This window comes from Corynebacterium sp. ACRQJ (genome assembly GCF_022346045.1).
Taxonomy (GTDB): Bacteria; Actinomycetota; Actinomycetes; order Mycobacteriales; family Mycobacteriaceae; genus Corynebacterium; species Corynebacterium evansiae.
On record NZ_JAKRMT010000001.1, the window covers coordinates 299,383 to 310,387 of the forward strand.

Annotated in this window: 10 protein-coding genes and 1 rRNA gene; all 11 read right to left on the reverse strand. The window is 63.2% G+C overall.

Features of this window, described 5'->3' with window-relative positions; translation table 11 throughout:
* Positions 1 to 41 precede the first annotated feature (41 nt).
* Positions 42 to 974: a copper transporter gene (locus MHX52_RS01410; protein ID WP_070487414.1), complete on the reverse strand. Its 933-nt coding sequence runs from the start codon at positions 972 to 974 to the stop codon at positions 42 to 44.
* A 33-nt stretch (positions 975 to 1,007) separates the two neighbouring features.
* A complete protein-coding gene (gene steA / locus MHX52_RS01415) occupies positions 1,008 to 2,210 on the reverse strand; it encodes a putative cytokinetic ring protein SteA (protein WP_083293795.1) in 1,203 nt (400 codons plus the stop codon).
* 45 nt (positions 2,211 to 2,255) lie between these two features.
* Complete coding sequence (locus MHX52_RS01420; protein ID WP_239316179.1) at positions 2,256 to 3,734, reverse strand: hypothetical protein; 1,479 nt, start codon at positions 3,732 to 3,734, stop codon at positions 2,256 to 2,258.
* Positions 3,735 to 4,133: 399 nt separating this feature from the next.
* A complete protein-coding gene (locus MHX52_RS01425) occupies positions 4,134 to 4,865 on the reverse strand; it encodes a hypothetical protein (protein ID WP_239316181.1) in 732 nt (243 codons plus the stop codon).
* Positions 4,866 to 4,979: 114 nt separating this feature from the next.
* Positions 4,980 to 6,707: a DNA repair protein RecN gene (recN, locus tag MHX52_RS01430; RefSeq protein WP_239316182.1), complete on the reverse strand. Its 1,728-nt coding sequence runs from the start codon at positions 6,705 to 6,707 to the stop codon at positions 4,980 to 4,982.
* Positions 6,708 to 6,709: 2 nt separating this feature from the next.
* Entirely contained in the window at positions 6,710 to 7,720 is a 1,011-nt protein-coding gene (locus tag MHX52_RS01435) for an NAD kinase (RefSeq protein ID WP_049050060.1), read from the reverse strand.
* The gene (locus MHX52_RS01440) at positions 7,717 to 8,568 is read right to left on the reverse strand and encodes a TlyA family RNA methyltransferase (RefSeq protein WP_239316184.1); all 852 of its coding nucleotides are present in this window, start codon (positions 8,566 to 8,568) and stop codon (positions 7,717 to 7,719) included. The genes MHX52_RS01435 and MHX52_RS01440 overlap by 4 nt, the downstream gene beginning before the upstream one ends.
* Positions 8,568 to 8,744 carry a hypothetical protein gene (locus MHX52_RS01445; protein WP_005294519.1) on the reverse strand — a complete coding sequence of 59 codons (177 nt, stop codon included), beginning with the start codon at positions 8,742 to 8,744 and terminating at the stop codon, positions 8,568 to 8,570. Before MHX52_RS01445 ends, MHX52_RS01440 begins: the two co-directional genes overlap by 1 nt.
* Complete coding sequence (locus tag MHX52_RS01450; RefSeq protein WP_239316186.1) at positions 8,745 to 9,752, reverse strand: HAD-IIA family hydrolase; 1,008 nt, start codon at positions 9,750 to 9,752, stop codon at positions 8,745 to 8,747.
* 3 nt (positions 9,753 to 9,755) lie between these two features.
* Complete coding sequence (locus tag MHX52_RS01455; RefSeq protein WP_239316188.1) at positions 9,756 to 10,664, reverse strand: lipopolysaccharide assembly protein LapB; 909 nt, start codon at positions 10,662 to 10,664, stop codon at positions 9,756 to 9,758.
* A 229-nt stretch (positions 10,665 to 10,893) separates the two neighbouring features.
* Positions 10,894 to 11,005 (reverse strand): 5S ribosomal RNA (gene rrf, locus MHX52_RS01460); the annotation flags it as partial.

The following is an 11,005-nucleotide window of genomic DNA, read 5'->3' on the forward strand; positions in this document are numbered from 1 at the left end:
CTTAAACTTCGCTATCTACGGGGTTTCAGCCTAACACAAGCCTATTCCGGCGTAGCATCCGAGGCGTTCGCGGCAGCGCCGTAGTGCCCCGCCTTGCCGTCCTTCTGCTGGCCCAGCGCGCGGATCGCGGCGATGCGGCCTGCGACGGTGTCCACGTTATCCACCGTGGATACGGCCTCCTTGGCTGCCCGGTCGGCACGAACCTGGCCAACAGCGCCGTCGTCTTCCGCGCTGCCCGCCTGGGCGGCCAGAACGGCGCCCTTCATGCGAGAATCCAGGCCTGCGGCGAAGTCGGCGACGAACTTCGTGCCGTAGTTGCCGCGGTCCTTGTCGTCGGCGGTATCCCCACCCACGACCAGAGCCAGGTCGGCAGTCTTCGGCGCCTCTCCTTGGTAGGCGATGAAGTCCTCGTTCGCCAGTGCGCCCAGGGCCACGCCCCGGTCCGATTCGCTGGCTTCCTTGTCGCCTGCACCGAGGGCTGCACCCAGGAGCTGGCCGGTGTGCATACCCGGGTCCAGCTTGTCTTCCGAGAGCTTCGCGCCGGCCGGCAGGGAGTTCGCCGCGATGGATTTCAGGGTGTCTCCGTTGTTGGCGTCCAGCGCCTTCTCCGTCACCTCGACCACACCGTGGACTTCCCCACCGGCCATTTTGACCAGGCGCTGGAGGCTATCGACGTTGGCCTGGTCGGCGTCCGGAAGCACAAAAAGGTCTACCGACGAACCACGCAACAGGTTGCGCACCGCCGGGCCCGCGACCGACCCCAAGACCTTGTCGCTGGCGGTGGACTGCCCCTCGGCCTTCTCGCGCGCGGTTTGCTCGCTCTTTAGCTCCTGCTCGGCGGAAGAATCCTTTGCCACAGGCCCGCCCGGCACGTTCGGGGCGAGGGCGAAAAAGCCCAGTGCAGTGCCGACGGCCACGCCGAAGCCCAGGCCGGCGATCACTCTGCCGGCGGAGCCCTTCGAGTTCTTGCTCATGCTTATGCCTCTTGTCTCCCTGCTATTCCTGCGTTAATTCTTGAACAGATCCTGCACGCTCAGCGCGAAGTTGTTCCAGGTGTCCACGAGGTTGTCCACGAAGGATCCATCGCCGGAGAAGCCGATGATCACAACGATGACGGCCAGGGCGACCAGGATGCCCAGCAGCGCCCAGATCCAGCCGCCGCCGGAGCGGGAGACGCGGTAGAGCTCCGCCACGGCGGTGGAGTCGACCAGGCGGGGGCCAACGCGCAGGCGGGACATCAGAGCCGACGGGGTTTCCGGCGACTGGGCACGCTGGAACACGCGGTCCAGGTCCTCCACCTCGCCAAGGCTTACCACCATGGATGCTCCGTGGTAGTTGGCCAGCAGCAGCGCCAGGTCCGTCGGATCCTGGGTGGCGGCGGGGAAGGTCATAGCGCCCACGCCGAGGTCTTGGATGCGCTCCAGGCCGACAGCGTGGCCGTCCGGGTCGGCAGGCAGCACGACGGTGGCGCCGCAGCGCAGCGCCTCGTTAGAGATCTTCTCCGGGTCGCCGATGATCACATTCGGGCGGTAGCCCTCCTGCATCAGGCTGTCGGCTGCGTTCTCCACGGCGACGATGATCGGCGAGTACTCGCGCATGAAGTAGCGCAGATCCTTCAGCTTCTGCTCGATGTGCGTATCGGGGCTGGCCACCAGCACCTTGCGGTCGTCCATGTCCACGTCGACATCCGGGATGCCGAGGCCGTCGACCAGCAGCGGGGCCTCGGAGCGGACGAACTCGGACATGTTACCGGACAGGGCTTCCATGTGATCGCCGAGCGCCTCGCGGGCGTCCTCGAAGCGGGTGGCGGCGGTATCCATGTCCAGGATCTCGCCACCGCCGATGGAGCGGTCGCCGTAGTAGACCTTGCCCTCGTCAACGCGGCCCTTCTTGCCGTTCTTGACCTTGGAGAGCAGCTCGTCGCCGGCGTTTTCGATCAGCAGGATGTCTGCGTCGAGCATCATCTGCGGGCCGAAGTTCGGCACCTGTCCAGTGGTGAACTGTTGCGCGTTCACCACGGCGGCTACGCGCGCGTCGATGAGCTTCTGGCAGTTAGCACGGCTGATGTCGGGTTCGTCGACAATGGCAATGTCGCCCTCGGAGATCTTGGCCTTCGTAAATCCCTTGGGTCCGGTGAGGTCACGGGTGGCGCCGTTGATTCCGGGCTGGTCGCTGCGGGAGAAAATCATGCCCACCATTGTGGTGTTCATGTGGCCAGTGTTGCGTTAGGCGCGCCGGTGAAAGGCCGTTTTACTCTAGCGAATCACCTTCTTCACCGTCTGTTGCGCAGTGGCTCGGTTCTTGTCCCGCTCCTTCCGGTCGCGTGCCTTCTTCCCGGAGATCAGCGGATCTTCTCCGCTAAGGAAAATGCGTCGGAAGTACGAGCGATCCTGCTTGCCGAATGTCACCGCCGACCCGCGCAGACCGCTCTTCGCCTCCTTGCCTGCCCGGCCAATGCTTGTTCCTCTACCCATTACTGTGGACGCCACGTTCCCGCCGCCCTTCATCCCAGCTCCGCTCTTAGCGCCAGCAGTGCCGTGGACTGCGGAGGTTGCACCCTTGCCGGAAGTTGGAGTGTTCGCGTGCGCGTTCTCGCCGTGAGGGGCACTGAGAGGGGTGGAGTGCATTACTTTCAGGCTGCCCGGGAGGTTCGGGCGAGGTGCCGTGGTGGAGACGTTGCGCAAGTCCGCCCTAGGGGTGCCGGTGACGGAATGTGCGCCGGTTCCGGTGCCGGCGCCTCCGCTGATGCTGCGAAGCTGTGGGCCGCTCCCCCTGCCTCCCAGTTCGCTGACCGTTCCGGGGCGCCCGGCTGCAGCTCCACCAGCGCCGAAGCGATTCTGTGCGTTGATGAGGTTCTCCGTACCGGGCACGGAAGTCCCGCCCTGGCCGGGAACGGTTGGAGCGGCAGCGCCTGCGGCTGCTTGGTGCGGCGCGATCGTCGGCGCCTGTGCTGGTGACGCGATGCCTCCGGGTGCAAATCCGGGCGCTTGGGGTGCTGCCGTGGCCGCCGCGGGTTGGACGGGTGCGGGTGTGTTGGCCGGGGTGTGCAAACCACCTGGCGCGGGAGCTGCGTGAGTGGCTGCGGGTGCTGCGGTGGGTTTCGGCGCATTTGTGGCGGCGGTGGCGGCTTGCTCGCCGTGAGCTGTGGCGCTTGCTGGTGCAACAGCATTCGTGTGGCCGTTGATGTGCGTGACCGTCGGTTGTGCGGAGGCGGTGGAGACGGTGGTGGCGTCCAGAGTTCCTCCGCCAGAATGCCCAACGATCGGAACCCCAAGGTTGGAGACCGGCGGGCGCACCATCTCAAGGGATGGTTGCAGTTGCGAGGAAACGAAGTTGGCGACGGCGGCCTGTTCGGCGAGTAGACGTTCCGCAGGGTCGACGATCAGCGAGGTTGTGGCTTGGATGGTTTCGAGAGCTTGCAGGTTCGTGCTGCGGACGAGCGGGAACTGGCGGACGGAGCCGGCCATCGCGGTGGTGTTGGAGGCGACGACAAGACCGGTCTTGTGAACATCGTCGATCGCTTCGCGCGCCGTGTCGAAGGAGTAGCCCTCGGAGGAGCTCGCCAGGCCAGTGGATGCGCTCTTGAGGTTATCCATGGAGTCTTTGAGCGCCTTGGCTGCGTTCTCCCAAGAATCCGCGACCGCGAGAGGCGCGGAATCGTCCCCCTGAAATGCCGTGATGAGGGAAGCCAGCGGCATGGTGGCCTCCGCGACAGTCACGGGCGTGTTGTACATCAGGTTGTCGATAGACCGGGAATCACGTGTTGGGATAAAGAACTTCCGCAACCTGTCGTCCGCGACCGAAACCTGGGAATTCACCTGATCAAAAGACTGCTTGCTGAAATACTCCTGCAGGTCGAAGCCTTCCAGTTGGTTGGAGAATACTTCCAGCAGCCAATTAACATTTGAAGTGAGAATATCAACTACGTTTTTAGCTGAGCCCGACTGGCCACTCCAAAAAGTCCCATGCTGAGTGTAGGCGGCTTTCAGCGAAGGAACGCCGGTGTAAGTAACCCCCGCTCTGCTCTGAACATTAAAGTCATCCAGCGCCGCTTTAGCTTCCATCAATGACTTCCTTACTCCACGCAAAGAAAATATATCAAACTTAAGCATTTCCCCACCCCATATATTCCGTTAATATGTTACTAAATTATCAAGAATTTGAAAGAATTTCTCGGACAAATTACACACCAGACGAACATCTCCACCATCATTACCGGAGATAAATCTCGCGTAGATAACGGAAGACCCTTCTTCTTTAGCGACTCCACAATCATCCTCGTTTTCACCAGGATCAATCCCTAGAAGCGAAACATCATTACGCGCGAGCCGATAATCAACGCTTTTCTTATTTTCCTCAAGATTTCGAGTGGGATCAATAGAAACATTAAACATTTCTTCAGAGAAAGGTCCCCTCAGACCTTCAGATTCAAAAAAGTAACAGGTTCTTACCAACCCCTCGCTATTGGTATGTTCATGCTCAAACCCCACCTCCTTCATTCGCTCAATAACCTTCTCGTCGCACACATCCGGCAGACCAGCCAGCGGATCGTCGGGATCCTTCCCCTCTAACTTCGGAAGTTCGATGGGATCCCCCACAAACTTCTGCGATGCCCACACGTAGTGTTCCCACGGATCCGTCGGCTCGGTCTCGAACCACATCCCCTTGTGCCCCTCAGGTTTTAGCACACGGCCGTCGCCTTCAGCCCCTCCTGAACCCGAGTTATCCACAGGCCCATCGCCTGTCAATGCCCCCTCAGTTTCAGCAAAAGCGCCGGTCACGGCAGGTTCCTCACCCTCGCTACCGCACGCAGTCAACACGAATCCAAAAAAAATTAAAAACACACTTGCCGCTACACGCTTCACCGCTTTAGTCCCCCTCACACTGCACGCAGATCGCTGCGGGTGCGCGCTCCCCCTCTTAACACAGCACCACTGTATCGCCGATCACAACCCGGCGCCCACTGGCAGAAAAATTTTCTACAGCTCCGCTTTCGCTTCCGTAGCCATCGCCATCAGCTCTTCGGCGTGAGCCCGCCCCGTCTCGGACTCCAAGCCAGCCAGCATGCGCGACAGCTCCTCCACCCGCTCATCCTCGCTGAGCGTACGCACCGAGGAAGTCACCGAGTCCGCGGAGGTCGCCTTAGCCACGTACACGTGGGCGTCACCAAACGCAGCAACCTGGGGCAAGTGAGTAACGACGATGACCTGATTATCGACCGCCAACTTCGCCAGACGGCGCCCGATCTCCACGGCAGCTTTACCGCCTACACCCGCATCAACCTCGTCGAAGACCATCGTCCGGCCGCCCTCAGTCCCCGCGGCCAGCACCACCTCCAGCGCCAGCATCACGCGCGAAAGCTCACCGCCAGAAGCCGAGCCCGCCAGCGGATTCACGTTGCCGCCCTGCACCAGCTGGAACTCCACCTCGTCGATGCCGTGCGGGCCCAGCTCACCGGCCTTCTCGCCCGCCTTCTCACCGGGCTGCCGCACGTCGACGCGGATCTCGGCCGACATGTGCAGGCCCCGGATCTCTTCAGTAACGGCCTTCGAAAATTTTTTGGACGCCCTCACGCGCGCCGAAGACAACTCCTCAGCCACCACGCGCGCCGCATCCCGCGCGGCCGCGACATCGTCCTGCAGCTTCTGCAACGCCTCATCGGAAACGTCCATGGATTCCAGACGCTCGCGCGCCTGATCGCGCCACGCCAGCGCCCCATCCACGTCCACGGCATATTTCCGCAGCTCCCGGAGCTGGGTTTGGCGCTGCAGCAGGCCATCCAGCTCATCGGGGTCGGGAACGTCCAGCAGCGCCTGCCCGATCTCGGAGGAAATGTCGGCCAGCAGCACGCTCACCTCGCCCAGCCGGTCCGCCAAGTCGGAAAGGTTGCCGCCCTCCGCCTCGGTATCGGTCAGGTTGGTCAGCTCGTTGGTCGCCTGGCCGACCAGGGCACTAGCGCCCTCAGAATCCCCGAAGTCGTCCCCGGACAGGCCATCCATGCCGTCCAGGGCCGCCTGTGCACGCTGCAGACCAGCGCGGATGTCATCGGCGGCCTGCAGGCGCTTGATCTGCGTCTTAACCTCTACGTCCTCGCCCGGCTGCGGATCGATCTCGTCGATCGCCTCCACCGCGCGTTGCAGGGTTTCACTCTCCAGGGCCAGGTCGCGGCGCGCCTCCATGCGACGGCGCAGATCCTTGTCCAAGCGCAGCCACTCTGCGCGACGTGCCTGGTAGGTGGCGACCTTCTCCCCCAGCCCTGCGTAGTCATCCAAAGCACCGAGCTGACGCACCGGATCCAAAAGCCGCAACTGGTCGTTCTGACCGTGGATCGTGATGACGTGCCCAGCGAACTCCCCCAGCACGCCAGCAGCCACCGTCTTACCTGCCAGATGCGCACGCGAACGGCCCGTGGCGTTCACCGTGCGGGAAGCAATGACTTCCCCGTCGTCGACATATCCGCCAACCTGTTCAACCAGCTCATCCACTGCGGCAGAATCCGCGGAGAAAATCCCCTCCACGCTGGCCTTGTCCGCGCCATTGCGCACGCGGGAGGCATCCGCGCGGTGCCCGGAAAGCAAACGCAGGGAGCTGACGACCATTGTCTTACCCGCACCGGTCTCGCCGGTGACAACGCTCAAGCCCGTGGAAAACTCCGCCGTCGCCTCCTCGATCACACCGAGGTTGCGAATGTGTAGTTCGTGCAGCATTACTAGTGGCGCGGACCCCTCCAGCCCGTCACGGGCAGGCGGAACTTGTGTACCAGGCGGTCGGTAAACGGCGCGGAATCCAGGCGCACCCAGCGCACCGGCTGCGGGCCGCGGCGGATCTCCACGCGCGCTCCCGGGGGCATGTGGATCTGGCGGAAACCGTCCATCACCACCGTCGCGGGCGAGGTCGACGGGTTCGTCTCCACCGCCACCATCGAGTTCGGGGAGACCACCAGCGGGCGGCTAAACAGCGTGTGCGCGTTGCTGGTTACCACCAGAATCGCATCCAACTCCGGCCATAGAACCGGGCCACCTGCGCTGAAGGCGTAGGCGGTGGAGCCTGTGGGCGTCGATACCAAAACACCGTCACAACCGAACGAAGAAACAGGGCGCTCGTCGACCTCCAGGATCGTATCCAGCACACCCTGGCGGTTCAGGTTCTCCACAGAGCATTCGTTCAGTGCCCAGCCGGTTCCCAGCACACGACCGTCCATGTCGCGGGCGGTGATCGACAGGGTCATGCGGTCTTCGATGCGGTAATCGCGGTTGATCACGCGGTCCACAGCCTCCTGCAGGGATTCCTGCTCCCACTCCGCGAGGAAACCGATGTGGCCCATGTTGATGCCCAACACCGGAACATCCGCCGAGTGCGCAATGTCGGCTGCGCGCAGGAAGGTGCCGTCGCCGCCCAGGACGATCACCATCTCCACGCCAGTCGCGGCTTCCTTGGTGTGGCCGAAGCGCTTGAAGCGCCCCAGAATCTCGTGGCGAGCAACCGGAGCGGGGTCGGCGGTGGCCATCACTCGAACGTTAATGCCGCCCTTCTGCAGGCGCGACGCTGCCTCCGCCGCCAGGCCCAGGTTCTCGTGCACACCGGTGTGTGCAACCAGTAGAACCTCACGCTCGGTCTTCGCGCTCGAAGTAGCCGAAGCGGCCCCCGAATCGGCCTTGGTGCCCTTGTCACCAGATTCCGCGCCCTGATCCGCGGCGTGGTCAGTCCCCGGTGTGGTCACTGCGGGCCCTCCTTAATGGCGGTTGCAATCATCTCGTCCAGGCCGGTGTGGTCAGCCTCTTCAACCATGCTAGGTGAAACCGCGGCACTGTCCTTGACCAACCAGAGAAAATACTCAACATTGCCGCTCGGCCCCGGCAGCGGGGAGGCGACAACGGCCTTCGTATTCAAACCATACTTCATCGCCTCGACGGCCACTTCGCGGGTCACTTCCGCACGCAATTCGGGGCTGCGCACCACCCCACCGTGGCCCAGACGATCCTTGCCGACCTCGAACTGCGGCTTCACCATCGGCAGCAGATCGCCGCCTTCCTTCACGCACGCGGCCAGCGCGGGCAGCACCAGGCGGATGGAAATAAAGCTCAAGTCCCCGACCATCAGATCCACCTGGCCACCGAGGTCTTCGGGGGTGAGGGTGCGCACGTTCGTGCGATCCATGACGTCCACCCGGTCGTCGTTCTGCAGCCGCCAGATCAGCTGGCCATAGCCCACGTCCACTGCCTTCACCTTCGCAGCGCCGCGGTCCAGGCACACATCCGTAAACCCGCCGGTGGAGGCGCCGGCATCCAGGACGGTCTTGCCTTCCACGCTGAGGCCCTGCGGCTCGAAAGCCTCGAGCGCCCCCAGCAGCTTGTGCGCGCCGCGGCTGGCCCAGCGGTCGTCTTCGGACTCTGCGACCTTAATGGATACGTTCCCGTCCACGCCACTGGCCGGCTTCTTCGCCAGCATGCCGTTAACGGTCACGCGCCCGGCCTTGATCATCTCTTGAGCATGCTCGCGGCTGCGGGCGATCTTCCGCGCCACCAGCTCCGCATCCAGCCGCTGCAGCTTCGGCCCTCTCTTGGCCATCAGCGTTCGCCCCCGAGCGCCTCGTTTACCACCCGGTGAGCTTCTTCCAACACCGCTGCTTCTTCGGCGCCGTGGACGTCGCGCGCGAGTAGCTCGTCGACGGCCTGTGCCAGCTCTTCTTGTTGACGCCTACTGTCCCCCGACAACATCGAAGGTTTCGGTTGCCCCTCGCCCACTTACTTCCAACCTCCCAGGGCCTCCACGGCCTGTGCGTCTGCGCCTACAAAGTCGATATCCGCGGCGCCAGTGACCTGCGGAATCTCCGGGTCATCGATCAGCTTCCACGCCAGCGGCGCAGCCACGGCCAGCGCTTCGGCGGCCATAACTTCCACGTCGCCCAGCTCGCCGGCGGTCACGCGGATGCGAGTTGTTCCCTCGTCCACGCTTGCGGACCAGCCGGGCAGGTGATCGCGTAGGTTACCTGCAATGAACGTGGGTCGATGGGACGAAGGGGCGTCAATAATATCGGTGTGGGTAGACACCCCAGTGACGGTGCAGAGCGTGTCCATCCCCGCGGCGTTGCCACCGGCGATGTCGGTATCCAGGCGATCGCCGACGGCCAGGGGCTTCGTGGAGCCAATGCGGCGAGCGGCGACCTCGAACATGGCGGGGCCGGGCTTGCCAGCGGATTCAGGAGTCACTCCCGTGGCGGAGGTCACGGCCGCAACCATCGAACCGTTGCCGACCAGGAACCCGCGCTCCGAGGGCAGGGTCGTATCCAGGTTAGAGGCGAAATAGCGAGCTCCGCGACGGATGGCCAGGGCGCCCTCGGAGAGGCGTGCCCAGTTGTTGTCCGGGCTGTGGCCGTGAAAAACAACATGCGGCTGGTCGTCAGCGGACTCCGTTAGCTGAAAACCTGCCTCAGCCACCAGCTGCTTGAATGAATCGTGGCCGATGACGTATGCAATCGGCTGCTCGATACCGCACTCGGCGATGTAGCGCTTGCCCAAGTCGCAGGCGGCCATGGCGGAGGTAACTACCTCTTCCGCCTTCGCTGGGAAGCCCATGGAGTTCAGGTGCTCGGCAACCTGCTGCGGGGCGCGCGAGGCGTTGTTGGTTACGTACATGACTTTGCGGCCTGCCAGGCCTTCTGCCGCGCCCGGAATTGGGGTGTGGCCAGAAAACACGGTGCCGTCGAGGTCCGCCAGCAGAGCGTCGTAGTTATCCAGCAGCGGGTGGGCCATGGGCTACTTATCCTTGTTCTGATCTGCACCGTTGGGGTCCGCGCCTAGCTCGGCCAGGCGGTCCGGGACGTCCAGGACTTCTTCGGTATCCATTTCGCCTGCACGGGTGAACCAGTCGATGGCCTCGTCGTTGCGCTTAACGGTGGCCAGAGCGTCGGCGTAGGCGTAGTACAGGCGCATGCGGGTTACGTCTGGGGCTTCAGCGTTGTATAGCTGAGCTTCCAGGGCCAGCAAGGCTTCGTCGGACTGGCCGAGATCCTGGTGGGCGCCGGCGACGACGATTGCCAGTTCGGCCTTGGATTCTGCGTCTAGCTTGTCGGCCTGCGGGTCGTTGGCTACTTCCAGAGCCTTCTCCGGCTTGCCGAGACCGCGTTCCGCGTCGGCGAGAACAGGCAGCAACCCGGGGCCACCGGCCATGCGGCGGGCAGCGCGCAGCTCGGAGATAGCTTCCTTCCACTCGCCTGCGTGGTAGGCAACGATGCCGCAGGTTTCACGGGCGACGGAGACTCGACCGGCGCGATCCTTGGCGGCGCGGGCGTGGGCGAGTGCCTTCTCCGGTTCGTCGTCCAGTAGCGTGGCAGCCATGATCAGGTGCTTTGCCACCATGTCTGCGTTGTCCTTGGAGAGGCTGCGGAGTTCCTGGCGTACGGAAGGGTCGAGCTCCTTCGGGTCGAGGTCCTTGGGAACTTCCGGCTCGTTGAGACGCTTGTTGAGGCGCTCTTCGCGGTAGCCGGCTCGCTGGGGGCCGCTGTGTGGGCCGCGCTGGGTCTCCCAGTTGGAGCCGCGCCTTTTGTTTGAGTTGCGGTTGGGGCGGCCGCCGCGGTTGGGCTTGAAGCCGCCCTTGTTGCGGAATTTGCCCTCCCCCTGGGGCCGGCCACCGCGTCCGCGATTGTTGCTTGAGTTTTCAGCCATTCTTGGGGGTTTACCTTCCGTCGTCTTCGTCTTTTCGGGTTGTAGGGCCCGTCCCGTGAACCTTATCAATCTTAGTTTCGCTTGCTGCGGAGGCGCAATGTTGTTGTCTTTTGCTATTGACGCCTGCTTTTCCGCCGCAGTGCGTTAAGGCATAAAAAAATGAGGTGTGGGTTGCTGCAACCTTTGAAAGGTTACAACGACCCACACCCCACTTCATCTATAGTTTTAGTGCCGGCGGTGACTTACTCTCCCACACCCTCCCAGGTGCAGTACCATCAGCGCAGGTAGGCTTAGCTTCCGGGTTCGGAAAGGGACCGGGCGTGACCCCACCGCTAACAACC

Bases quoted from the DNA above. Each gene is read 5' to 3' on its own strand.
- MHX52_RS01450 (WP_239316186.1), bottom strand. From the start codon at position 9,752: ATGGCCCACCCGCTGCTGGATAACTACGACGCTCTGCTGGCGGACCTC.
- recN (WP_239316182.1), bottom strand. From the start codon at position 6,707: ATGCTGCACGAACTACACATTCGCAACCTCGGTGTGATCGAGGAGGCG.
- MHX52_RS01410 (WP_070487414.1), bottom strand. From the start codon at position 974: ATGAGCAAGAACTCGAAGGGCTCCGCCGGCAGAGTGATCGCCGGCCTG.
- MHX52_RS01440 (WP_239316184.1), bottom strand. From the start codon at position 8,568: ATGGCCAAGAGAGGGCCGAAGCTGCAGCGGCTGGATGCGGAGCTGGTG.
- steA (WP_083293795.1), bottom strand. From the start codon at position 2,210: ATGAACACCACAATGGTGGGCATGATTTTCTCCCGCAGCGACCAGCCC.
- MHX52_RS01420 (WP_239316179.1), bottom strand. From the start codon at position 3,734: ATGTACAACACGCCCGTGACTGTCGCGGAGGCCACCATGCCGCTGGCT.
- MHX52_RS01455 (WP_239316188.1), bottom strand. From the start codon at position 10,664: ATGGCTGAAAACTCAAGCAACAATCGCGGACGCGGTGGCCGGCCCCAG.